Source organism: Streptomyces flaveolus, assembly GCF_000716535.1.
Lineage (GTDB): Bacteria > Actinomycetota > Actinomycetes > Streptomycetales > Streptomycetaceae > Streptomyces > Streptomyces flaveolus_A.
Genome location: NZ_JNWV01000034.1, coordinates 48335 through 69922 on the forward strand (window position 1 = coordinate 48335; position 21588 = coordinate 69922).

General features: G+C 72.6%; 23 protein-coding genes and 3 pseudogenes. 10 read left to right on the forward strand and 16 right to left on the reverse strand.

Features of this window, described 5'->3' with window-relative positions; genetic code table 11:
• Nucleotides 1-33: 33 nt before the first annotated feature.
• Nucleotides 34-507, forward strand: coding sequence for an SRPBCC family protein (locus OO52_RS32775; protein ID WP_030651927.1), 474 nt, complete (start codon nucleotides 34-36; stop codon nucleotides 505-507).
• Here the strand turns inward: OO52_RS32775 and OO52_RS32780 are convergent, their stop codons facing one another.
• From OO52_RS32780 to OO52_RS32815, 8 genes are all read right to left on the reverse strand, one after another.
• Nucleotides 508-1296 (reverse strand): enoyl-CoA hydratase/isomerase family protein, encoded by a 789-nt coding sequence (locus OO52_RS32780; RefSeq protein WP_030651928.1) that lies wholly within the window; start codon nucleotides 1294-1296, stop codon nucleotides 508-510. It abuts the gene before it with no gap.
• A gap of 82 nt (nucleotides 1297-1378) precedes the next feature.
• Nucleotides 1379-2641, reverse strand: a complete 1263-nt coding sequence (locus OO52_RS32785) for a cytochrome P450 (RefSeq protein WP_030651931.1) — start codon at nucleotides 2639-2641, stop codon at nucleotides 1379-1381.
• Between the two features lie 104 nt (nucleotides 2642-2745).
• The gene (locus tag OO52_RS32790) at nucleotides 2746-4104 is read right to left on the reverse strand and encodes a hypothetical protein (protein WP_030651935.1); all 1359 of its coding nucleotides are present in this window, start codon (nucleotides 4102-4104) and stop codon (nucleotides 2746-2748) included.
• Between the two features lie 219 nt (nucleotides 4105-4323).
• The gene (locus OO52_RS32795; protein WP_030651938.1) at nucleotides 4324-4926 is read right to left on the reverse strand and encodes a GTP-binding protein; all 603 of its coding nucleotides are present in this window, start codon (nucleotides 4924-4926) and stop codon (nucleotides 4324-4326) included.
• On the reverse strand, nucleotides 4901-5275 hold the full coding sequence (locus tag OO52_RS32800) for a DUF742 domain-containing protein (protein ID WP_030651941.1): 375 nt from the start codon (nucleotides 5273-5275) through the stop codon (nucleotides 4901-4903). The genes OO52_RS32795 and OO52_RS32800 overlap by 26 nt, the downstream gene beginning before the upstream one ends.
• A complete protein-coding gene (locus tag OO52_RS32805) occupies nucleotides 5272-5673 on the reverse strand; it encodes a roadblock/LC7 domain-containing protein (protein ID WP_030651943.1) in 402 nt (133 codons plus the stop codon). Before OO52_RS32805 ends, OO52_RS32800 begins: the two co-directional genes overlap by 4 nt.
• Nucleotides 5670-6872 carry an ATP-binding protein gene (locus OO52_RS32810; protein ID WP_030651946.1) on the reverse strand — a complete coding sequence of 401 codons (1203 nt, stop codon included), beginning with the start codon at nucleotides 6870-6872 and terminating at the stop codon, nucleotides 5670-5672. The genes OO52_RS32805 and OO52_RS32810 overlap by 4 nt, the downstream gene beginning before the upstream one ends.
• A gap of 235 nt (nucleotides 6873-7107) precedes the next feature.
• A complete protein-coding gene (locus OO52_RS32815) occupies nucleotides 7108-8232 on the reverse strand; it encodes a PLP-dependent cysteine synthase family protein (RefSeq protein WP_030651949.1) in 1125 nt (374 codons plus the stop codon).
• 305 nt (nucleotides 8233-8537) lie between these two features.
• Here OO52_RS32815 and OO52_RS32820 point away from each other — a divergent pair, with 305 nt between their 5' ends.
• Nucleotides 8538-8861 carry a hypothetical protein gene (locus OO52_RS32820; protein ID WP_014671112.1) on the forward strand — a complete coding sequence of 108 codons (324 nt, stop codon included), beginning with the start codon at nucleotides 8538-8540 and terminating at the stop codon, nucleotides 8859-8861.
• Nucleotides 8862-9212: 351 nt separating this feature from the next.
• A pseudogene (locus OO52_RS53140) lies at nucleotides 9213-9627 on the forward strand (ATP-binding protein); the annotation flags it as partial.
• A gap of 398 nt (nucleotides 9628-10025) precedes the next feature.
• Here the strand turns inward: OO52_RS53140 and OO52_RS53145 are convergent.
• The 3 genes and pseudogenes from OO52_RS53145 to OO52_RS32835 form a co-directional block, all read right to left on the reverse strand.
• Nucleotides 10026-10619: pseudogene (locus OO52_RS53145) on the reverse strand (hypothetical protein); the annotation flags it as partial.
• 41 nt (nucleotides 10620-10660) lie between these two features.
• Nucleotides 10661-10822 (reverse strand): annotated as a pseudogene (locus OO52_RS54725) (ABC transporter ATP-binding protein); the annotation flags it as partial.
• A complete protein-coding gene (locus OO52_RS32835; RefSeq protein WP_030651958.1) occupies nucleotides 10819-11112 on the reverse strand; it encodes an SHOCT domain-containing protein in 294 nt (97 codons plus the stop codon). The pseudogene OO52_RS54725 and the gene OO52_RS32835, both read right to left, overlap by 4 nt.
• 167 nt (nucleotides 11113-11279) lie before the next feature.
• Here OO52_RS32835 and OO52_RS32840 point away from each other — a divergent pair, with 167 nt between their 5' ends.
• The 4 genes from OO52_RS32840 to OO52_RS32850 are packed head-to-tail and all read left to right on the forward strand — an operon-like array spanning nucleotide 11280 to nucleotide 13539.
• On the forward strand, nucleotides 11280-11870 hold the full coding sequence (locus tag OO52_RS32840; protein ID WP_030651967.1) for a TetR/AcrR family transcriptional regulator: 591 nt from the start codon (nucleotides 11280-11282) through the stop codon (nucleotides 11868-11870).
• A 5-nt stretch (nucleotides 11871-11875) separates the two neighbouring features.
• Nucleotides 11876-12007, forward strand: a complete 132-nt coding sequence (locus tag OO52_RS54045; RefSeq protein ID WP_267885032.1) for a hypothetical protein — start codon at nucleotides 11876-11878, stop codon at nucleotides 12005-12007.
• Nucleotides 12008-12046: 39 nt separating this feature from the next.
• Nucleotides 12047-12631, forward strand: coding sequence for a DUF4865 family protein (locus OO52_RS32845; protein ID WP_030651970.1), 585 nt, complete (start codon nucleotides 12047-12049; stop codon nucleotides 12629-12631).
• Complete coding sequence (locus OO52_RS32850; RefSeq protein WP_030651972.1) at nucleotides 12628-13539, forward strand: phosphotriesterase family protein; 912 nt, start codon at nucleotides 12628-12630, stop codon at nucleotides 13537-13539. Before OO52_RS32845 ends, OO52_RS32850 begins: the two co-directional genes overlap by 4 nt.
• A gap of 60 nt (nucleotides 13540-13599) precedes the next feature.
• On the opposite strand, the gene OO52_RS32855 is transcribed toward OO52_RS32850, so the two are convergent.
• A complete protein-coding gene (locus tag OO52_RS32855) occupies nucleotides 13600-14847 on the reverse strand; it encodes an ROK family protein (protein ID WP_030651974.1) in 1248 nt (415 codons plus the stop codon).
• A 48-nt stretch (nucleotides 14848-14895) separates the two neighbouring features.
• The gene (locus OO52_RS32860; protein ID WP_030651977.1) at nucleotides 14896-15546 is read right to left on the reverse strand and encodes an alpha-ketoglutarate-dependent dioxygenase AlkB family protein; all 651 of its coding nucleotides are present in this window, start codon (nucleotides 15544-15546) and stop codon (nucleotides 14896-14898) included.
• A 67-nt stretch (nucleotides 15547-15613) separates the two neighbouring features.
• Here OO52_RS32860 and OO52_RS32865 point away from each other — a divergent pair, with 67 nt between their 5' ends.
• Nucleotides 15614-16747, forward strand: a complete 1134-nt coding sequence (locus OO52_RS32865) for a methyltransferase (protein ID WP_030651981.1) — start codon at nucleotides 15614-15616, stop codon at nucleotides 16745-16747.
• Nucleotides 16748-16864: 117 nt separating this feature from the next.
• On the opposite strand, the gene OO52_RS32870 is transcribed toward OO52_RS32865, so the two are convergent.
• The gene (locus tag OO52_RS32870) at nucleotides 16865-17725 is read right to left on the reverse strand and encodes a class II fructose-bisphosphate aldolase (protein WP_030651984.1); all 861 of its coding nucleotides are present in this window, start codon (nucleotides 17723-17725) and stop codon (nucleotides 16865-16867) included.
• A gap of 32 nt (nucleotides 17726-17757) precedes the next feature.
• A complete protein-coding gene (locus OO52_RS32875) occupies nucleotides 17758-18639 on the reverse strand; it encodes an SIS domain-containing protein (RefSeq protein ID WP_030651987.1) in 882 nt (293 codons plus the stop codon).
• Between the two features lie 124 nt (nucleotides 18640-18763).
• On the opposite strand from OO52_RS32875, the gene OO52_RS32880 reads away from it, so the two are divergent.
• Complete coding sequence (locus tag OO52_RS32880) at nucleotides 18764-19543, forward strand: DeoR/GlpR family DNA-binding transcription regulator (protein WP_030651990.1); 780 nt, start codon at nucleotides 18764-18766, stop codon at nucleotides 19541-19543.
• Between the two features lie 40 nt (nucleotides 19544-19583).
• On the opposite strand, the gene OO52_RS32885 is transcribed toward OO52_RS32880, so the two are convergent.
• A complete protein-coding gene (locus OO52_RS32885) occupies nucleotides 19584-19979 on the reverse strand; it encodes a luciferase family protein (RefSeq protein ID WP_158712586.1) in 396 nt (131 codons plus the stop codon).
• Nucleotides 19980-20202: 223 nt separating this feature from the next.
• On the opposite strand from OO52_RS32885, the gene OO52_RS32890 reads away from it, so the two are divergent.
• Nucleotides 20203-21564: an aminopeptidase C gene (locus tag OO52_RS32890; protein WP_199820024.1), complete on the forward strand. Its 1362-nt coding sequence runs from the start codon at nucleotides 20203-20205 to the stop codon at nucleotides 21562-21564.
• Nucleotides 21565-21588: the final 24 nt, after the last annotated feature.

A 21588-nucleotide genomic window follows, 5' to 3' on the forward strand; every position in this document is an offset into this window, starting at 1 on the left:
CGCCTGCGGGAGTGTCACGAGGGGGATTCGTCCATGGCTCGTCGTCTTCGCCCGGTGGACCTCGGCTTCATCGGGACCGCGCCCGTCCGCCTGGTCTTCGCACGGAACATCTCCGCCTCGCCCGAGGAGGTCTTCCGCGCGCTCGCCGAGGACGTGCCCGGCTGGGCCGAGTGGTTCGCGGCGGTGACGCGCGCCCGGGCCACCGACGGCGGCGCCGGACGGGAGGTCCGGCTTCGGGGCGGGGCGCGGTTCGCGGAGACGGTGCTCGTCACGAAGGCGCCCGAGGTGTACGCCTACCGCGTGGACAGCACCAACGCGCCCGGGGCCCGTGCCCTGGCCGAGGAGTGGCGCCTCACGCCTCGGGGCACGGGCACCCGGGTGCAGTGGACCTTCGCCGCTGACGGGACGGCGCCGTTCCGGTTCCTCCTCACGCTGGCCCGGGCGGGCCTGGGGCGCGCCTTCCGTGACGCGGTGACGTCCTTGGACGGGTACGCGTCCCGGCGGTGATCAGTCGCCGCGGACGTGGTGCGCCTCGGACACCACCGCTGCCATGAGTTCCGCGTCCAGCGCCGAGACGTCGGCCAGGCGGGATGCGGCGGACAGCGAGTTGAGCAGAACCTTGGTGACGCGCAGTGCCGCCGGGGGGCGGCGGACGATGGGCTTGGCCCAGGCGTCGACGGCCGCGTCCAGTTCGTGAGCCGGCACGACCCTCTGCAGGATGGACAGGGAGTGGGCCTCCGCCGCGGTGAACGCCCGGCCGGTGAGGACGAGTTCGCGGACGCGGGCGGCTCCTACCTCATTGATGAGGCGGGGCAGCAGGCCGCCCCACGCGGTGGGGAGCCCGAGGGCAAGTTCGGGCAGCCGGAAGGTCGCGTCCTCGGAGCCGACCCGCAGATCGCAGGCGAGTGCCAGGGCCATGCCCGCCCCGACGGCCTTGCCGTGGACGCGGGCGATGGTGACGGCCGGGTTCCCGGTCAGGGCGTCGCAGACGCGCCGCGCCTTGGTCCCCGACACGCGGATGCCGCTGCCGGTGGGGTCGGCGGCGAGGTGCCGGGCGAACTCGCCGCGGTCCCCGCCGAGGCTGAAGTCGGCGCCGCTTCCGGTGAGCACGAGCACGCGGACGGCCGGGTCCTGGTCCTGAAGGACCGCCAGGAGGTCGTCCAGCAGGGCGTCGGTGACGGTGTTGCCGTGCTCGGGGGTGTTGAGCTCGATGGTGAGGACCGGGCCCTCCCGGTGGGTCCGCAGGGTCTGCCGTACGGGGCCGGCCGGGAGAGCCGTCAGGGGGAGGGCGGTCATGTCGTCGCTTTCGGGGGAGTCAAGTCGTCGTCGCTTCGGGGCGGATCGTGTCGTCAGGTGCGGAAAGGACGCCTCCGGGGGGTCACGCCGTCACCGTCAGGGAGGTGACGCGCCGGAAGACCATCCGGCTCGCGTACGTCGGGGCCGCGGTCGGCCGCAAGGTGGGGAATCGTTCCAGCAGCTCACTGAGCAGCAGGCGGGCCTCCAGACGGGCCAGGCCCATGCCGAGGCAGTAGTGGGCCCCGCCGCCGAAGGTGAGATGGGCGCCCTTGCGGCGGATGTCGAACTCGTGCGGGTTCTCGTTGCGGCGCGGGTCGTGGTTGGCGGCGCCGTAGAGGACGTGGACGGTGGTGTCCCTCGCGATGGGGACGCCGGCGAGGACGGTGTCGTCGGCGGCGTACCGGGAGTTGAGGTGGATCGGCGGGTCGTAGCGCAGCACCTCGTCGATCGCGTCGTCGATGTGTTCGGGGTGCCGGCGCAGCCAGTCGGCCCGGGCCGGATCCCGGGTGAGGAACCAGACGGCGTTGGTCAGCAGCGTCGCGGTGGTCTCCAGGGACGCGATGGTGATGAACATCGTCAGGTCGTAGAGCGTCTGGTCCGCCGCCGCGCGGTCGTCGGGGTACTGGGCGTCCCAGTAGCGGATCCAGCCGGAGAGGACATCGTTGCCAAGGTGGCGGCGCCGGTCTGCGATCAGGCGGGTGAAGTAGGCCCTCATCTCCAGGGTGGCCTGGGCGGAGACGGCCAGTTCGCTCTTGGTGGGCAGGAGTTCCTGGGCGTGGACCTGCCGGTGGGTGAAGTCCAGGATCCGCGGGTAGTGCTCGGCCGGGATGGCGAGCCACTGGCCGACGGTGTGGATCGGGAGCCGGTCGCCGACCGTGTCGACGAAGTCGGCCTCGCCGTGGGTGCGCAGCCGTAAGGCGAGGCGGTCCAGGAGCCGGGTGACGTGGCCGGCGATCCGGGGCCGCATGGCCTCCAGGGTGCCGCGGTCGAAGAGGTTGCCCAGAGCGCGCCGTTGGAAGGTGTGCACGGGCGGGTTGAGGCGGGAGAGAGTCCGTGTCATCTCCCGTGTCGCCGGCTGCCGCCAGCGCGTCGGGTCGGGCTGGCGCTCCTGCCAGTCGAAGTCGGGGACGAGCCAGTTCCTGCCGCGCAGGACCTGGCTGCACGCCTCGAATCCGGTCACGAAGTAGCCGCCCCAGGGCGCGGGCACCACATCGCCGAGTGCGCGCAGTTCGTCCCAGACGGGGAGGGGGTCGGCCAGTCCTTCGCCGGACCTCAGACGACGAAGGAGGGGGATGACGACTCGGCGGTCGGGGGTGGTACCGCGTATGACGCCAACGGCGGTCACGCGAAGCTCCTCTGTGGCTGGGCGCTACCGTTACCGCCGGAACCTACCCTTCCCCTCTCCTTCGTCATGCGCCTGACAGTGTTGCTCCTGTCACATGCCGCACATCAGACCCGGAAAATGTCCAGGAAACTGCTCCAGAATCCCTTCTTCCGGGCCGGTTCCTGGCGGCCGGCGGAAGCGATGGAGGCCGGAGCCGTGGGCAGCGGCTGCTCCCCGCCGGCGGAGACGGTCCGGTTCTGGAGGGCGGAGACCATGCGGGTGGCCGGGGTCGGGCTGAAGGCCACGGGCAGCGCGACCAAGGCCCGGTGGAACGGCCCCGGCCGCCATTCCAGTTCCTTCTCGGGAACGGCCAGCGTGAGGTCGGGCAGGGCGTTGAGGATCTTCTCGATCGCGGTGATGGCGATGACCTGCGCCGGGTCCTTGGCCGGGCAGGCGTGCGGACCGGCTCCCCAGGCCAGGTGGGCTCCCTTGCCGTGCTTCCGGCGGGCCTCGGCCAGCGCGGGATCGCTGTTGGCCGCGGCGAAGCTGATGACGACCGGCGTGTTGGCCTCGGCCACCACTCCCCCGAGGTCCACGTCCTGCACCGGGTAGTGGGTGGCGTAGTTGGCGATGGGCGTCTGGTTCCACAGCACGTCGTCGATGGCCTCCCCGACCAGCAGCCCGGAGTCGCGCCCGCTGGTGTCGGGCGACAGCAGCAGGAGCAGGGCGTTGCCGATGAGGTTGCGCTCGGGTTCCACGCCGGCGCCCATCAGCATGACGAGCTGGTCCTTGAGTTCCTCGTCGGTGAGCCCGGCGGGGTGCTGGATCAGCCAGGAGGTGACGTCGTCGCCGGGCCGGCGGCGCTTGAGGGCGATCAGCTCCATCAGGCAGGCGTTGAGTTCCTCGTTGGCGCGCAGGGCGTCCTTGCCGTCGAAGATCGCCGACATGGCACTGGTGAGGGTGTCGCCGATGTCCGCCGGGCAGCCGAAGAGCTTGTTGAACAGCAGCAGCGGCAGCAGCTTGGCGTAGTCGTTGAGGAGGTCGGCCCGGCCTCGCTCGCTGAACTGGTCGATGAGGTAGTCGGCGATGGGCTCGACGTCACGGCGGATGCGGGTGATGTTGAGCCGGGCCAGGCTGTCCGTGACGGCCTTGCGCAGCCGCAGGTGCACGGCGCCGTCGGTGAACAGGCAGTTGGGCCGGTACGCCATCATCGGCAGCACCGGGCTGTCCAGCCCGATACGCCCTTCGTTGAGTGCCTTCCACCGGCGGGCGTCCCGGGCGAAGAGCGTGGAGTTCTGCAGCACGCGCAGCGCCATCTCGTGGCCGACGACCAGGGTGGCGTCGACGCCGGGGGCGAGTTCGACCGGTCCGGCCGGAGCGTGGGCGCGCAGCCGGTCGTAGACCAGGTGCGGGTCGGCGGCGAACGCCGCGTCGTGCATGGGGCATCTGGCGCCGGCGGGGGCGGGGGCTGACTGGCGGTCCATGAAGTTCCTTCTGCTGGCTCCGGGCCGAGGGTCCGGGCGGATGGTTCCGGACCGGGGCCGGGGGTCGGGTCCGGGCCGGAGACCGAGGACGGTTCCGGACCGGGGGCCCGGCGTGGGTCCGGGTCCGGGCCCGGGCCGAGGGTCCGGGGCGGAGGCCGGGGGTCGGGTCCGGGCCGGGGATCGGGGGATGGGGGTGTCAGGCGACCGCGGACGGTCGTGTCAGGCGGCTCGGGTGAGCAGGTGACGCACGAGCGCGATCAGCGCGAGGGCGGAGGACTGCCGGTCGCGGGCGTCGCAGTAGACGACGGGGGTGTCCGGCAGCAGGTCGAGGGCCTCGCGCACCTCCGCCTCCTCGTACACCTTGCCCGCCTCGAAGCTGTTGACCGCGATGGCGTACTCCAGGCCGTACCGCTCGACGAGGTCGATGACGGGGAACGTCTCCTCCAGCCGGGCGGGGTCGACCAGGAGCAGTGCTCCCAGCGCCCCGCGGGCCATGTCCTCCCACAGCTGCATGAAGCGCTGCTGTCCGGGGGTGCCGAACAGGTACAGCACGAGGTCGTCGCTGAGCGTGAGCCGGCCGAAGTCCAGGGCCACGGTGGTGGTGGTCTTGTCGGTCACGCCCCTGAGGTCGTCCACGTGGAGCGACGCCTGCGTCATCTTCTCCTCGGTGCGCAGCGGGGTGATCTCCGACAGGGAGCCGATGAAGGTCGTCTTGCCCACGGCGAAATGCCCGACGACCAGGATCTTCGCAGCGTTGGTCACCGCGCTGGAGACGTAGATGGAGCCGGGGGCCGTCTCAGCCGATGAGGGATTGGAGTCCATTCAGAACCTTTTCCAGGGTCGCTCTGTCAACGTTCTGAGCCCGGGGCGGCTCGGCGCGGCGCAGGAGGTGTCCCTGCTCGAATAAATCGGTCAGCAGCAGCCGGGCCACCCCCACCGGCAGTCCCAGGTGGCCGGCCACTTCGGCGACGGACAGATAGCCGCCCGCGCACAGCTTCCAGATCGCCATCACCTCGGGGCCGGCTCCCAGCGGCGGTGTCCGGTCGGGAGCCAGGGTGACCAGGGTGTGCAGCGCCAGGTCGTCCGAGTCCGGCAGCGTACGGCCGCCGGTGATGACGTAGGAGCGGACGAAGTCGCTGGTGACGGAGGCTTCCTCGTCGGGGGTCGTCATGCGCCGGCACCGTTGTCCGAGCGGGGCGCCACACTCATCGCCTTGCTCAGGCCCGCGACCGTCTTCTGCATGCGGAAGGACATGGCCTCCATGTCGACGTCCAGCGCGGCGGAGACGGCGAGGTACGAGCCCTGGCCGGCGGCGATCAGGAAGATCCAGCCGCCGTCGTACTCCAGCAGCGTCTGCTTCCAGATCCCGTGTCCCGCTCCCACGAAACCGGCGACGGCCCGGCTCAGCGACTGCATGGAGCTCATCGCGGCGGCGTTCGTCTCGGCGTCGTCCCGCCCGATGTCGTCCGAGCGCTGCAGCAGCAGGCCGTCGCCCGAGACGAGGATCGCGTGCCGGGCTCCACGGACCTCGAGCACGTCGTTCAGCACCCAGGACAGGTCGATGTTCACTTGTTGTCAGGTCCTTCCGTGGTGTTCGTGGTGCGCCCAAGCTGTGTTCCACGCGCGAACGCCCCGAGCCGCGACGCCGTCACCTCGCTGGCCGGCTCGGACGTTCCTTCCTGACCGGCGGCGTCGAGCGCCGGGACCACCGTGACGGGGCCGTTGCGCCGCCGGCGTTTGGGCAGACCTCCCGTGGTCGTCCCCACCACGTGGGTGGGGCCCACGACCGGGACCGGCGCCAGCCGCTGGGGGGCCGCCTCCGGGCCCGTGGTGTCCTGGGCGTCGGCCGCGGGGGCGGGCGCGTCGGCCGCGAGGAGACTTTCGGGCACACGAATCACTGCACGCACTCCGCCGTAGGGGGACACGGAACCGACGGAGACGGCGAAGCCGTAGCGGGCGGCGAGCATGCCGCACACGGCGAAGCCGAACCGCGGCGGATCGCCGAGACCGGTGATGTCGACGGGACCGTCGACCGAGAGCAGGGCCGCGGCCCGGTCCTTGGTCTCCTGGTCCATGCCGAGGCCGGCGTCGTCGACGATGAAGCACACACCGGTCGGTACGGTCTGGATGTTGACCTCGACCGGGGTGCCGGGCGCGCTGTAGTTCGTCGCGTTGTCCAGCAGCTCGGCCAGCACGACGGCCACCGGCTCGACCGCCTTGCCGACGAGGGAGACGTTCACCTGCGAGTGGACGCTGACCCGGTTGAAGTCCTTGATCCGGCCCTGGGCGCTGCGGGCCACGTCGTAGACCGTGGCGGCACCCTCGCGCCGGCCCAGCCAGCCGCCGCACAGCACGGAGATGCCCTTGGCGCGGCGGCCGAACTGGCTGCCGGTGTGGTCGACCGTCATCAGGTCGGCCAGGACCTCCGTGGTGTCGCCGTACTTCTTCAACAGGCTGTCGAGGAGTACCTGCTGCTCCTCGGCGAGCGACTGGAGCGTTCCCATCGCGGACTTCAGCACCGCCTTGGTCGCCGCCTCCGCGTCCGCCCGGACGTCCGCGAGGTCGCGCTGGTGCTGGGCGCTCAGCGTGGCGATGTGCGCGTGGAGTTCCCCGACATCGCCGCGGGCCTCCCCGAGTCCGGCCTCCAGGTCCTTCTTCGTTCTTCGGAGCGCCATGTTGGTTCTCCGGGCCCGCATCACCGCGACGACCGCAGCGACGAGCACCACCAGCAAGATCCACAACAGTGGATCCTGAGTCAATGACGTCATGAGACTCTCTTCAAGTCGCATCGCGCCGGGAACGTGAACAGCGCGACGGTGCCTTCGAGACTGTCCCCCAGACGCGTTCATGACACGCCGTCAGTCCACTGAAAAGTGGGATGATCTTATCAGTTGCTTAGGTGCAACCGGCTTGCCCGGGGCTCCAATTGAGACGTCACCAAACCCTCACAGCCCGGCCACCAGCCTGTCGCACGGCGACCGCCCGGGGATGGGAGGGGGCGGCTCAGTCCGGCCACACGCCCGTGGCCAGGAACGTGTCGATCGCGGCGGCGTACGGCGCGATGTCCAGGCCCTGCTCCGCGAGCCACGTGTCCGCGTAGTACTTGTCCAGGTACCGGTCGCCCGGATCGCACAGCAGCGTGACGATGCTGCCCGTACGCCCCTCGGCCACCATCTCGGCGACGATCTTCAGCGAGCTCCACAGGCCGGTGCCCGTGGAGCCGCCCGCCTTCCGGCCGATGGCCGCCTCCAGGGCCCGTACGGCGGCGACGCTGGCCGCGTCCGGGACCTTCATCATCCGGTCGATCGCGCCGGGCACGAAGCTGGGCTCCATGCGCGGCCGGCCGATGCCCTCGATCCGGGAACCGCAGTCGCAGGTGACCTCCGGGTCACCGGACGTCCAGCCCTCGAAAAAGCAGGAGTTGTCCGGGTCGGCGACACAGATCCGGGTGTCGTACTGCATGTAGTGGACGTAGCGCGCGAGGGTCGCGGAGGTGCCGCCGGTGCCCGCCGTGGCGACGATCCAGGCCGGCTCCGGGAACCGCTCCAGCCGGAGCTGACGGAAGATCGACTCGGCGATGTTGTTGTTGCCGCGCCAGTCCGTCGCGCGTTCTGCGTAGGTGAACTGGTCCATGTAGTGGCCGCCCGTCTCCACCGCGAGGCGGGCGGACTCCTCGTACATCTTCCGGGAGTCGTCCACGAAGTGGCACTGTCCGCCGTGGAACTCGATCAGGCGGATCTTCTCCGCGCTCGTCGTGCGGGGCATGACCGCGATGAAGGGCACGCCGATCAGCTTCGCGAAGTAGGCCTCGGAGACCGCCGTCGAACCGCTGGACGCCTCGATCACCGGACGGCCCGGACGGATCCAGCCGTTGCAGAGGCCGTAGAGGAACAGGGAACGGGCGAGCCGGTGCTTGAGGCTGCCGGTGGGATGGGTGGATTCGTCCTTGAGGTACAGGTCGATACCCCACCGCTCGGGCAGCGGGAAGCGCAGCAGGTGCGTGTCCGCCGACCGGTTCGCGTCGGCCTGAACCTTGCGGACGGCCTCTTTCAGCCAGTCACGGTAGGCGGGGTCACTGCGGTCGACGTCGAGGGTGGCGCCGGTGCTGATCTGGGGAGTGATGCTCACGGCGGGGCTCCTTACGCTGCTCGCCGACGGCGCCTCACGCGGGCCGGCAGATCGAGCATAGGCACCTTTGACACCGCTTCCCACCTGCATAAACGCATCTTTGAGCCACCCAAAGACGCGCTGGGGCACGGATGTGCGAGACGACAGGGGGCGCATGGGCGCGAGTGCTCCGGGCGGCTGTCGCACGCACCCCGCGCGCACTGGTGCTCCGAGCCGAGCCGGGGCAGACTGCACGCGACGGGACGACCGTCCCGAACGGGGGCGCACCAGGGAACCACGGGAACACCGCGAGGGGGCGGCCAGAGATGGCGGAACCGGAGTTCACGGCCACAGGCGTGCGCATCGGCAAACGCCTGCGTTCGCTCACCCGGGCCGGGCAGGTCCGGATCAGCGACGGCAGGCTGCAGTTGCTCACCAGTTACGGCAGCGAGATAGACAGCGCGCCGGTACAGGCGGTGCGCGCGTCCAAGCCGTGGTTCGTACCGGACGACCGCGCGCTCGCCGATGTCAACGGCACGCGGTATCTGCTGACGATGGGTGCGCACGATCCCGCGCCGGGCCGGCCGGGGCCGCCCGCGGCACGGCGGTTCGTCGAGGCGGTCCGCCGGGCGGCGGGGCGCGGCGGCTGAGGAGCGCGCGGCCCCGCACGGCCGGGGAGCGGCCGGCCGCACATGCCGGAACGGCGTCGATCGCGCGCACCCGGCGGCGGTCGATCGCGCGCACCCGGCGGCGGTCGGACGGGCGCAACCCGGCGGCGGTCGGTCGCACACGTTGAGCAGCGGTCGGTCGCGGCGAGTTGCGGGAGCGCATCCGCTGCGCCACGCTGGTCTCACGTCACTCTGGGTTTACCGGCGATAACGCTGCGAACCAGCCCGCCGGCCACGACAGCAGGCGGACGTTTGGACGCAAGCACCCTGCTGGATCCGTTGTTCTCCGTGTTCTTCCGGTTCCTCCGGACCTCACATCGGGGAGTCGCAGCCGTGATCAGTCACCCAAGCAGGCACTGCACGGTGGAGCTCCAAGCCCTGCCGTCGCGGATCGGCCAGGTCCGCAGAATCGTATCTGCGCAGTTGCGCTACTGGCATATGGACCCGTTGATAGACCGGGCCGCGCTCGGTGTGACGGAGCTGCTGAGCAACGTCCACCGGCACGCCAGGCCCGACAAGTCGTGCACCGTCGAGCTGGAGCTGCTGACGGACCGGCTCACGGTGTCGGTGCGCGACCACGATCCGCGTCTTCCGGTGCCGGCCGACGCCACGGAGGCGACGGGCGCCACCCCGCTGGCCACCTGTGGGCGGGGCCTGGCCATGGTGGCCGCGGTGAGCGAGAGCTGGGGCGCCCGCCCGGACGGCGAGAACGGCAAGGTCGTCTGGTTCACCCTGCCTGCCCCGGCCACCGCCCGCAGCCATCCGTCGGGCTCGCTGCGCGGGGCGGTACGGGGCACGCCGACGCCGGCCGCGCCGAGGGCGGCCGTCCCCACGAGGGCGGCAGCTCCGGCGGAGGCGGCTCTCCCGGCGGGGGCAACCGGTTCCGCGGGGCCGGCCATGGCCCCGACGGCCCCCGTACCGGCGAATGCCGCGTCCCTCACGAGTCCCGCTCCCCCGCCCCTCCGCCGTACCGCACCCGCCGCAAGCACGGCACCCGTTCCCGCCACCGCCACGGCACCTGTTCCGGCCACGGCCGCGGCACCGGTCGCGGCACCCCCACCCGCTGGGGGGTCCGCCCCCGCTCCGGCCGAGACACCAGCACCCGCCCGGTCGGCCGTGCCTTCCTGACGGGGGCGCGGGACTCGCTCACGGGCGCGGTACCCCCGGTCGGCCGAAGGCGTGCGGGCCTGGGGGCCGCCGTGGACCGGGCGACGGCCGCGTTGCCGAGGAACCGTCCCCGCCGGGAACTCCGGCGGTCCTCACTCCAGCCCCGATGGCCCGCAACACGTTCGTGCGGGCCGCCCGGAGGTGCGCGAGGGCGAAGGCGAAGGCGGTGTCGCTCGTGCCGTCGGACGCCTTCACCACCACCCGGCCGAGGAAGGTGCCGAGACCGAGCCACCCGCCGTGCCGAAGGCGGCGACCAGGACGACTCCCAGCGGACCATGGCCCGTAGCTGGGCCAGGGTCCGGCCGACGGCCCGGAGCAGCGGCCGGCGTCAAGGTGTTGGCGATGCCGAGCAGCGCGATGACGACCGTGATGCGAGCAGCGCGTAGACGAGGGTGAGCGTCATGTCGATGCCGCCCGCCGGGGACCGCGCGTACTCGTCGCGGGCCTGCGCCTCGGGATCGCCGTACCGCACGGCCACCGCCGCACCGCGGCCCGGCCCGCGTCGGCGCTCACCCCGTGCCTGAGGGTGACGGCGACCAGGCGGCCGGCGTGCGGGGCCCGGGCGGGCCGGGTTCCGTGGGGCAGTGGTGCAGCCCGTCGCGGAGCCCGACGAGGTCCACCAGGGTGTCGAGTTCGGTGACGCCGATGCAGGCGGCACCGGACGTGAGCGTGTCGAGGCCGGCCGCGCGGTGCATCAGGGTGGACTTGCCGGAGCCGTACACCTTCACCGCGTCGGCGACACGGGCCGCGGCTCGCACCGCGGTCGTCGTGGTCATGCCGCGCCGCCCTTGCCGGTGCGGCCGAAGTGCTCCTCCAGGACGGACAGGCGCCGCCAGTACTCGTCCTCGTCGATCTCGCCGGAGGCGAAGCGGCGGCCGAGGACCGCGAGCGGCGAGTCACCCGCCGGGCGCCCCGCGTCCACCGGCCGCCAGGGGCCGCCGCGCCCGCGCCGGGCGCCGCGGCGCAGAACGGTGACGGCGCCGGTCACGACGACCGCCCAGATCAGCGGGACGAACAGGATCCACGGGCCGGGTCCGCCGCCGTCCCAGTGCGCCAGAGTCTGCATCTCGGGTCTCTCCCTCGTCGGTCCGGGTCTTCGGGTGATGTCCCGAGGCTCCCTCCGGCGAGGGGTGCGGGTCGTCGTGCGGCCGGCGGCAGTGCGCGTACCTCGCGGGGAGTACGGCCGTGCCGCCGGGCTGCTCCCGGAGCGGGTGGCAAACTGTAACTACTAGTATGTACAGTGAGCGCATGAGCACCTCGGAACGACTGATCGAGTCCACCCGCGAGTTGCTGTGGGAGCGTGGGTACGTGGGCACCAGCCCCAAGGCGATCCTGGAGCGCGCCGGGGCCGGCCAGGGCAGCATGTACCACCACTTCAAGGGCAAGCCGGACCTCGCCCTGGCGGCCATCCGGCGCACCGCCGACGAACTGCGCGCCACCGCCGAGGCCGTGTTCGGCGGGCCGGGCACCCCGTACGAGCGCATCGAGGCGTACCTGCTGCGCGAGCGTGACGTACTGCGGGGCTGTCCGGTCGGCCGGCTGACCATGGACCCGGACGTGATCGCGAGCGAGGAACTGCGCGCACCGGTCGACGAGACGATCGCCGCCATCCGTGAGCGGATCGCCGGGATCGTCGAAGAGGGCAAGCGGCAGGGCCAGTTCGCGCCCGGGCTGGACGGCGCGGAGATCGCCGCGGCCGTCGTCGCGACCGTGCAGGGCGGCTACGTCCTCGCCCGCGCGTCCGGATCGCCGGCCGCCTTCGACGCGGGCGTGCGCGGTCTGCTCTCCCTGCTGGCACCTCCGGCTCCCGGACCGGAGAACTGAGTCACGTGCCCATCACCGGACGGCGTCCCGGCATCCGGCGGGGTCCTGCGGAGAACTTCACGGAGATCCGCGCGGGCGGCACGGGATGGACCGAGCCGGACGAGTGGCACGCGCGCGTGACCGACCATCCCGCCTGAGAAGCGGCCGACTCCCCCACCTGAGAAGAGAATTCCGAGATGCACGCCATGCAGTACGAGTTCACCCTGCCCGCCGACTACGACATGGGGGTCATCCGCTCCCGGGTCGCCCGCGTCGGGCACCTGCTGGACGACTGGGACGGCCTCGGCATCAAGACGTACGTGATGCGCGAAAGCGGTGTGAACGGTTCGCCGGTGAACCAGTACGGCCCCTTCTACCTCTGGAACACCATGGAGGGCATGAACAGCTTCCTGTGGGGCGGAGCCTTCCAGGGGCCCGTCGACGATTTCGGGCGGCCCGCGATCCGGCAGTGGACCGGCCTGGCCTTCGAGGAGGGCACCGCGGCAGCGGCAGCGCCGGCGTTCGCCGTGCGGCGGCGCCAACCGGTGCCGGAGGGCGTGCGGTTGGCGTCCTTCATGGCGGACGCGGCGGCCGAGACGGAGAGGCTGGCGGCGGAGGACGGCGCGGTGCTCGCCGCGGCGGCCGTGGACACCCACGCCTGGGAGTTGGTGCACTTCTCGCTGTGGGAGCACGAGGCGCCCAAGGCCGACGGGGACGTCTTCGAGGTGCTGCACCTGTCCGCACCCGGCCGGGACCGGCTCCCGCGCGGACGGCAGTGGTGACCCGCGTCCGTACGGTCCTCGGTGACATCCGGCCCGACGAGCTGGGCGTGTGCGACGCGCACGACCACCTCTTCCTGCGCAGCCCGCGGTTGCCGGGGCAGGAACTGGACGACCTCTGCGCCGCGCGGTCGGAGCTGGCGGCCTTCCGCGCGGCGGGCGGAGCGGCCGTCGTGCAGTGGACGCCGTACGGCATGGGACGGCGGGCCGCGGACCTGCCGGAGTTGTCCCGCGTGACCGGGGTGCGGATCGTCTGCGCCACCGGACTGCACCAAGCGGCGCACTACGACCCCGCGTCGCTCGCCCGGCTGCGCGGCGGGCGGCTCGCCGACCTGTTCGTCTCCGAACTCACCGAGGGCATCGGCACGACCGGTGTGCGGGCCGGCTTCATCAAGGTGGCGGGCGGTTTCCACGGACTCGACGCGCATGCCCGCCGGACCATGACGGCGGCGGCCGAGGCGCACCACGCCACCGGCGCCCCCGTCGCCGTCCACCTGGAGCTGGGCACCGGAGCCCTGGACGTACTGGACCTGCTGTGCGGGGAGTTGGGCGTGCCGGGTGAGCGGCTGATCCTGGGGCATCTGAACCGCTCCCCCGACCCGGTGACGCACCGTCAGGCCGCCGCGTCGGGCTGCTGGCTGGCCTTCGACGGCCCGTCCCGCGCCCACCACGCCACCGACTGGCGCATGCCGGAGGCGGTACGGGCCCTGGCGGAGGCGGGGTTCGGGGACCGGCTGCTCCTCGGCGGTGACACGGTCACCGCCGGGGCCCGCTCGGTCGACGGCGGGCCCGGGATGCCGTACCTGCTGCGCCGGGTACGGCAGCGGCTGGCGGAGGCGGTGGGCGCGGACCTGGTGGACCGCATCCTCGGGGAGCACCCGGGGCGGGCGTTCGGGTCCGCCTGGACCTGACCGGGCCGTGACCCGATCCGGTGGCCCTCTCTCCCGCCGAACGGTTGGCGTCACCGCCGACTAGTCGCTCCCGGCCAGCGCCTCCAGTGGGTCGTCCAGCACCGGTTGCCAGGCCAGTTCCGCCGCGCCGACCAGGCTGTTGTGGTCCAGGGTGCACGGCAGGATGGGGACGCCCCCGCTCTGGCCCCACAGACTGCGTTCGGCGACCACCGCGCGCAGCCGGCCGGGGTCCGCGTCCAGCAGGGTGCGGTGCAGACCGCCCAGGATGATCCGGTCCGGGTTGAGGATGTTGACCAGGCCGGCCAGGCCGAGGCCGAGACGGTCGATGAGGACCTCGGCGGCCCTGCGGACGGCCGGGTCGTCGTACTGGGTGCGCAGCAGGTCACCTGCCTGCTGGACCAGCGACACCTCGGGGCCGGGCTCCCGGCCCGCCTCCACGAGCAGGGCCAGCGGGTCCGCCTCGACGTCCAGGCAGCCCCGGCTGCCGCAGTGGCAGGGGCGGCCCTCCGGGTTGACCGTGAGATGGCCGACCTCCAGCGCGAGACCCGAACTGCCCGTGTGCAGACGGCCGTCCAGGACGAGCGCGCCGCCGACGCCCCGGTGCCCGGTGGCCACGCACAGCAGGTCCCGCGCGCCCCGGCCGGCGCCGTGCCGGTGTTCGGCGAGCGCGGCGAGGTTGACGTCGTTGCCCGCGAACGCGGGTCCGCCGATACCGGCGGCGCGCACGCGCTCCGCGAAGATCTCCCGGACCGGGGCGCCCGCGGGCCAGGCCAGGTGCAGGGGGTTGAGGGCGAGGCCGGCCGGTTCGGCGACGGCGGAGGGCACGGCGAGACCGGCGCCGACACAGCGCCGCCCGGTGCTGCGCAGCAGCTCCGCGCCCGCCTCGACCACGGAACCGAGCACCTTCGCGGGGTCGGCGTCGACGGTCTCGCAGCCGGGGGCGGTCGCCACGATGCGGCCGCCGAGGCCGACCAGCGCGGCCCGGAAGCCGTCGGCGTGGATCTGGGCCGCGAGCGCGACCGGACCGTCCTCGGCCACCTCCAGCCGGTGCGACGGCCGCCCCTGGGAGCCGGCCGCCGAACCGGGCCTGGCGTCCACGCGGATCAGCCCCAGCGCCTCCAGCTCGGCGGCGACCGCGCCGGCCGTCGCCCGGGTGACGCCGAGTTCGGCGGTGAGCACGGCACGGGTCGGCGCCCGCCCGGTGTGCACCAGCTCCAGCGCCGGCCCGAGCGCCCCGCGCCCGCGGTCCAGCCGCGCCCTTGACGTGGTCCTCTCCCCCGCTGCCCGGGGATCCGCCTTGCCGCTCATGAGGGCGAGTCTCCCATGATCCGCACCCGGGGTGGCCTGCGCCGCCGGCTACAGGCCGCTCACCCGCAGGGTGATGTTGAGCCGTCCGGTGAGGCCGAGCCAGGCCGGGGCGGTGCCAGGCCGGACGCGCGGCACGCCGTGGTAGGCGAACCGGGACGGGCCTCCGAAGACGAACAGGTCGCCGCTGCGCAGCTCCACGTCGGTGTACGGTTTCGTGCGCGTCTCGGCGTTGCCGAAGCGGAACACGCAGGTGTCGCCGAGGCTCAGCGAGACCACCGGCGCGTCGGCCTTCTCGTCGCCGTCGCGGTGCATGCCCATGCGGGCGTCGCCGTCGTAGAAGTTGATCAGCGCGATGTCGTACGGCACGTCCGGTACGGCGTCGGGACCGAGCGCGTCGGCCACCGCGCGGCGGCCCAGCGCGTCGAGCCAGTCCGGGAACGGCTTCACGGGGCTGCCGTCGCCGTCGACGACGGTGCGGGCGTAGGCGTACGGGTACCAGTGCCAGCCCAGTGACACCTGGCGGGCGGTCATCGTGCCGCCGCCCGGCGTGCGGACGGTGCGCAGCCCGGCGGGGGGCCGGGCCCAGTCCCGGCATGCGGCGAGCAGGGCGCGCTGCCGCTCGGCGTCCAGCCAGTCCACGACGTGCACGGCGCCCGGCGCGACCTCCGCACGCTCCCGCGGGAACAGCTCGTCCTCCATGCCCCCATCCTGCCGCACGCCCTCTGATCTGCGGCTCCGCTAGCCTGGACGCACGATGAGCGACCGTATGACGACACCGTGGGGCGAGGTCGAGCTGACCCGCTTCCCCGAGGACCCCCGCGACCGGCTGCGCGCCTGGGACGCCTCCGACGCGTACCTGCTGCGCCACCTCGCAGAGGAGAAGGTGCCGCTCACGGGCACGGTCGTGGTGGTCGGGGACCGCTGGGGCGCGCTGGTGACCGCGCTGGCGGAGCACCGGCCGACGCAGATCACCGACTCCTTCCTCGGTCAGGAGGCGACCCGGGCGAACCTGGCGCGGGCGGGTGTGGAGCCCGGTGCCGTACGGCTGCTCACCACGCAGGACCCGCCGCCGGAGCGGGTGGACGTGCTGCTGGTGCGGGTGCCGAAGAGCCTGGCGCTGCTGGAGGACCAGTTGCTGCGGCTGGCGCCGGCCGTGCACGCGGACACGGTCGTGGTCGGCACCGGGATGGTGAAGGAGATCCACACCTCCACGCTCAAGCTGTTCGAGCGGATCCTCGGCCCGACCCGGACCTCCCTGGCCCGGCAGAAGGCCCGGCTGATCTTCTGCACCCCGGACCCGGCGCTGGAGCGGCCCGCCAACCCGTGGCCGTACAGCTACGCCCTGCCGGACGGGGTCGGCGCGGTGTCGGGGCGGACGGTCGTGAACCACGCGGGCGTCTTCTGCGCCGAGCGCCTGGACGTCGGCACCCGGTTCTTCCTCCAGCACCTGCCCGGCCCGGGTGCCGGGCGCGTGGTGGACCTCGGCTGCGGCAACGGCGTGGTCGGTACGGCGGTGGCGCTGGCCGATCCGGCGGCCGAGGTGCTGTTCGTGGACGAGTCGTACCAGGCGGTGGCCTCGGCGGAGGCGACGTACAAGGCGAACGGGGTGCCGGGGCACGCCGAGTTCCGGGTCGGGGACGGGCTGGCCGGGGTGGCGCCCGGCAGCGTGGACCTGGTCCTGAACAACCCGCCGTTCCACTCCCACCAGGCGACCACGGACGCGGTGGCGTGGCGGATGTTCACGGGGGCGCTGCGCTCGCTGCGGCCGGAGGGTGAGCTGTGGGTGATCGGGAACCGGCACCTGGGGTATCACGTGAAGCTGAGGCGGCTGTTCGGGAACAGTGAGCTGGTGGCGTCCGACCCGAAGTTCGTGGTGCTGAGGGCGGTCAAGAAGGGCTGAAGGGTGCTGGAGGCGGTCGGGACGGGGTGTGTGGCTCTTGTGGCGGACGAGAAGCGCTGAGTGGTGGTGAAGGCGGTCGCGAAGGGCTGACCGGCACGGGCCGCGCCGGTCGGGCGATCAGGCGGGTGTGCGGGACAGGACCCCGATGATCCGGCGCACCTCCCCGGCCATCGCCTCCCGGCCCACACTCAGGTACTTCCGGGAGTCGACGGCCTCCGGGTGGGCCGCGAGGAATGCGCGGATGGCCCCGGTCATGGCGCTGTTGAGAGCGGTTCCGACGTTGACCTTGGCGATGCCGCCGCCGACCGCCGCGACCAGTCCGTCGTCCGGCACCCCGGAGGAGCCGTGCAGGACGAGCGGCACGGTGAGGGCGGCGGACAGCCGCCCCAGCAGGCCGAGGTCGAGGACGGCGGTGCGGGTGGTCATGGCGTGCGAGCTGCCGATGGCGACGGCCAGGGCGTCCACGCCGGTACCGGCGACGAAGTCCCGCGCCCGGCCGGGATCGGTGCGGGCGCCGGGCGCGTGCGCGTCCAGCGGCGGCCGGCCGTCCTTGCCCCCGATCTGCCCCAACTCGGCCTCGATCCAGAGGCCTTGGGCGTGCGCCCAGTCGACGGCGGCCCGGGTCGCGGCCAGGTTGCCGGTGTACGGGAGGCGGGCCGCGTCGTACATCACCGAGCTGAACCCGGCGCCGGGCGCCTGGCGCAGCAGGTCGTCGCTCTGCACGTGGTCCAGGTGCAAGGCGACGGGCACGGCGGCACGTTCGGCGGCGGCGACGGCGGCGCGGGCCAGGGGCAGCAGCCGTCCGTAGCGGAACTTGACGGCGTTCTCGCTGACTTGGAGGACGACGGGCGCGCCGGCGGACTCGGCGCCGGCGATGACGGCCTCGATGTGTTCCAGGGTGATGACGTTGAACGCGGCGACGGCGGAGCGGGCGGCGGCGGCCCGGGTGATCAGCTCGCCGGTGGACGCGAGGGGCACGTGAGGTGTCCTTCCGGGACGGGCCGGCGGGTTCAGGGGGCGAGGATCACCGAGCGGGTGAGGTGCCGCGGCCGGTCGGGGTCGAGTCCCCGGGCGGCGGCGACGGCGACCGCGAGCCGCTGGACCCGGACCAGTTCGGCGAGCGGGTCGAGCCCGCCCCCGATCCACAGGCCGCCGGTGGCGCGGACCTGTTCGGCGAGTCCGTCGGGGGCCGCGCCGAGCATCCAGGTGGCCGTCCCCTCGGTGGTGACGCTGATCGGGCCGTGCCGGTACTCCATCGCCGGGTAGGACTCGGTCCAGGAGAGGGAGGCCTCGCGCATCTTCAGCCCGGCCTCGTGAGCGAGTCCGACGGTCCAGCCGCGCCCGAGGAAGGTGAACTGCGTGCACTCCACGAGTCCTTCGGGCAAGGGAGTGGCGAGGGCGGTGCGCGCGTCGGCGACCGCGGTGTCGGTGTGCAGACCGAGGTGGGCGCGCAGGAGGGTGAGCGCGGTGGTCGCGAACCGGGTCTGGACGACGGAGCGTTCGTCGGCGAAGTCCAGCACGACGAGGTCGTCGGCGGCCGACGCGACCGGGGTGTCCGGGTCGGCGGTGACGGCGGTGGTGCGGGTCCGCCCGGCCGACTCGCCCAGCAGTTCCAGTACTTCGGTGGTGGTGCCGGACCGGGTGAGGGCGAGGACCCGGTCGTACGACCGCCCGTGCGGGAACTCGGAGGCGGGGAACGCGTCGGTCTCGCCCTGTCCGGCGCCCTCGCGCAGGGCGGCCACGGCCTGGGCCATGAAGTACGAGGTCCCGCACCCGACGACGGCGACCCGCTCCCCCGGCTCAGGCAGTGCGCCGCGGTGCCGGTCCGCCTGCTCGGCAGCCCGTGTCCAGCACTCGGGCTGGCTGTTCAGCTCGTTCTCGACATGTGTCATGCCCAGACCCTCCCCTAGCTGATCGTTGCTGCAAGATATAGCGAGCTTTCGAGCACAATCAAGCATTTGAGCGCAGGGAGGGTGCGCTAGGGTCGCCGGGAGATCGAACGGAAGGAGGCGGCGGATGTCCCGGGACGCCCGCTGGAAGGCGCTGCTGGAACTGCTCGTCGAGCGCGGCCGGCTGGAGGTCGAGGAGGCGGCGGCCGAGCTGGCGGTGTCGGCGGCGACCATCCGCCGGGACTTCGACCAGCTCGCCGAACAGCAGATGCTGGTCCGCACCCGGGGCGGAGCCGTGGTCCACGGGGTGTCGTACGAACTCCCGCTGCGCTACAAGACGGCCCGGCGCGCCCCGGAGAAACAGCGCATCGCCAAGGCGGTGGCCGAACTCCTCGCTCCGGGCGAGGCGGTGGGGCTGACCGGTGGCACGACCACCACGGAGGTGGCCCGCGCGCTGGCCGTACGCGGTGACCTCGCCACCGGCTCACCGGCGCTCACCGTGGTCACCAACGCGCTCAACATCGCCAACGAGCTCGCCGTGCGCCCCCAGTTCAAGATCGTGGTGACGGGCGGGGTGGCGCGTGCGCAGTCGTACGAGCTCATCGGCCCGCTCGCGGACGGGGTGTTGGGCCAGATCACGCTGGACGTGGCGGTGATCGGCGTGGTCGGCTTCGACGTGTCGCACGGGGCGGCGGCGCACGACGAGGCGGAGGCCGCGATCAACCGGCTGCTGTGCGAGCGCGCCGAGCGGGTGGTGGTCGCCGCCGACTCCAGCAAACTGGGCCGCCGGGCGTTCGCCCGGATCTGCGGGACGGAGCTGGTGGACACGCTGGTGACGGACACGGCGGCGGAAGAGGGGACGGTACGGCGGTTCGAGGAGGCGGGCGTCCGGGTCCTGACGGTGTGAGGCGGCCCCGGCCAGGCCGGCCCACGGCTCCGGCCGCGCCTCACAGACCGCCGAGGTCGGCCTTCACGAACCCCGCGCCGCGCTGGTCGTTGCAGCCCGCGACCGCTCGGTCCGCCGGGTCGGGCCACATCTGCTGGGCCTGGAGCGCCACGCTGACCAGCGTCAGCAGCAGGTCGACGTCGCTCGCGGCGTCCAGGCGCAGGGTCAGCCACTGTGAGCCGGGCACGACCCTGATGGCGTCCGAGTCCCTGAGGTCCTTGGCGAACCGCCGGACGGCCCGGTCGGTGAGCCGCAGGTCGACATCCCGCTCGGAGTGGAAGTGCGCGATCTCCCCCTGGGCCGACCGCACGGCCTGTCCCAGACCGCAGCTCGGGACGGCCTGTCTCAGGTCCGACCAGGTCGCCAGTTGCGCGAGCGCGCGCGAGGCCAACGTCATGGGCCCATCATGGCGCGCTCACCCGCCCGCAACCAGCTCGTGAGCGAGCATTAACCGACCTGTATCCCCGCCCTGTTCAGGAACACGCACAGAAATCCACCCGTCGAACAGGCCTGCGCCTCGGGTGACTGGGCTTCGACACTCCGTTGACTCCGGCGGAGCCGCCGTGCGACGGTGAGGTCGCGCTCCCCTCACCGTCCCTGGGAACTGGAGGCAGACCGCTGTGACCTTCGGAAACGATGACTCCCGCCAGGCCATGGAGCGCAGTCTGACCCCGGATCTGCACGAGCTGTTCGAGAAGGAGTTCGCCGCGCGCCCGGTGAACCGGCTGATGCAGAACGCGGTCACCCAGACGCCCGTGGACGATGTCGCCCTCGACCGGCGGATCCTCACCGGCATCGACCACTCGGTCTCCCACCACCTGGACGACTGGAAGGCCACCAACCAGAAGCAGAGCGGGCGTTGCTGGATGTTCGCCGGGCTCAACCTGCTCCGGGTCGGCGCCGCACGGAAGCTGGGCGTGAAGGACTTCGAGTTCTCCCAGAACTACCTGCTCTGGTGGGACAAGTTCGAGCGGGCGAACCACTTCCTGGAGGCCGTCATCGAGACGTCGGACCGGGACGTGGACGACCGCACGGTGGCACACCTGCTGGCGGATCCGATCGGTGACGGCGGCCAGTGGAACATGTTCGTCGCCCTGGTCGCCAAGCACGGCCTGGTCCCCAAGTCGGCCATGCCGGAGACCGACAGCTCCTCCTCGACCCGGGCGATGAACCGGACCCTGGAGACCCTGCTGCGCCAGGGCGCCCGCGACCTGCGCCGGCTGGCCGCCGAGGGGGTCGAGGCCCAGCGGGGGCACAAGCGGGAGGTGCTGGCCGCCGTCCACCGGGTGCTCGGCATCCACCTCGGCACGCCTCCGCGGCGGTTCCTGTGGCAGTGGGAGGACAAGGACAAGGAGTTCCACCGCGACGGCTGGCTCACCCCGGCCGAGTTCGCCGCCTCGTACGTCCAGCTCCCGCTGGACGAGTACGTCTGCCTGGTGCACGACCCTCGGGAGTCGAGCCCGGTCGGCCGCACGTTCACCGTCGAGTACCTGGGCAATGTCGTGGACGCCCCGCCGGTGGTCTATCTCAACGCGCCGATGGAGCTGCTGAAGCGGCTGGCCATGGAGGCGATCGTCGGCGGCGAGCCGGTGTGGTTCGGCTGCGACGTGGCCAAGATGATGCGTGCGGACGTCGGCGTCTGGGACGCCGCGCTCTTCGACTACGCGGCCGTCTACGACGCCCCGTTCACCCTGGACAAGGCCGACCGGCTGCTGCACCACGACACGCAGATGACCCACGCGATGCTGTTCACCGGCGTCGACGTGGTGGACGGGAGCCCGCGCCGCTGGCGGGTGGAGAACAGCTGGGGTGAGGAGAAGGCCGACAAGGGCTTCTGGACCATGAACGACTCGTGGTTCGGCGAGCACGTCTTCGAGATCGCCGTGCGTCGCTCCGCACTGCCGCCGGAGCTGGCCGCCGCCCTCGACCAGCCGCCGATCGTCCTGCCCGCCTGGGACCCCATGGGCGCCCTCGCGGACTGAGCCCGGCGGTGACGGCCGCCGCCC

What these genes read in the sequence shown, in the direction of transcription:
- OO52_RS32775 (WP_030651927.1), top strand. Translation starts at nt 34, where the DNA reads ATGGCTCGTCGTCTTCGCCCGGTGGACCTCGGCTTCATCGGGACCGCG.
- OO52_RS32780 (WP_030651928.1), bottom strand. Translation starts at nt 1,296, where the DNA reads ATGACCGCCCTCCCCCTGACGGCTCTCCCGGCCGGCCCCGTACGGCAG.
- OO52_RS32790 (WP_030651935.1), bottom strand. Translation starts at nt 4,104, where the DNA reads ATGGACCGCCAGTCAGCCCCCGCCCCCGCCGGCGCCAGATGCCCCATG.
- OO52_RS32795 (WP_030651938.1), bottom strand. Translation starts at nt 4,926, where the DNA reads ATGGACTCCAATCCCTCATCGGCTGAGACGGCCCCCGGCTCCATCTAC.
- OO52_RS32800 (WP_030651941.1), bottom strand. Translation starts at nt 5,275, where the DNA reads ATGACGACCCCCGACGAGGAAGCCTCCGTCACCAGCGACTTCGTCCGC.
- OO52_RS32810 (WP_030651946.1), bottom strand. Translation starts at nt 6,872, where the DNA reads ATGACGTCATTGACTCAGGATCCACTGTTGTGGATCTTGCTGGTGGTG.
- OO52_RS32820 (WP_014671112.1), top strand. Translation starts at nt 8,538, where the DNA reads ATGGCGGAACCGGAGTTCACGGCCACAGGCGTGCGCATCGGCAAACGC.
- OO52_RS32835 (WP_030651958.1), bottom strand. Translation starts at nt 11,112, where the DNA reads ATGCAGACTCTGGCGCACTGGGACGGCGGCGGACCCGGCCCGTGGATC.
- OO52_RS32840 (WP_030651967.1), top strand. Translation starts at nt 11,280, where the DNA reads ATGTACAGTGAGCGCATGAGCACCTCGGAACGACTGATCGAGTCCACC.
- OO52_RS32845 (WP_030651970.1), top strand. Translation starts at nt 12,047, where the DNA reads ATGCACGCCATGCAGTACGAGTTCACCCTGCCCGCCGACTACGACATG.
- OO52_RS32855 (WP_030651974.1), bottom strand. Translation starts at nt 14,847, where the DNA reads ATGAGCGGCAAGGCGGATCCCCGGGCAGCGGGGGAGAGGACCACGTCA.
- OO52_RS32860 (WP_030651977.1), bottom strand. Translation starts at nt 15,546, where the DNA reads ATGGAGGACGAGCTGTTCCCGCGGGAGCGTGCGGAGGTCGCGCCGGGC.
- OO52_RS32865 (WP_030651981.1), top strand. Translation starts at nt 15,614, where the DNA reads ATGACGACACCGTGGGGCGAGGTCGAGCTGACCCGCTTCCCCGAGGAC.
- OO52_RS32875 (WP_030651987.1), bottom strand. Translation starts at nt 18,639, where the DNA reads ATGACACATGTCGAGAACGAGCTGAACAGCCAGCCCGAGTGCTGGACA.
- OO52_RS32880 (WP_030651990.1), top strand. Translation starts at nt 18,764, where the DNA reads ATGTCCCGGGACGCCCGCTGGAAGGCGCTGCTGGAACTGCTCGTCGAG.
- OO52_RS32885 (WP_158712586.1), bottom strand. Translation starts at nt 19,979, where the DNA reads ATGACGTTGGCCTCGCGCGCGCTCGCGCAACTGGCGACCTGGTCGGAC.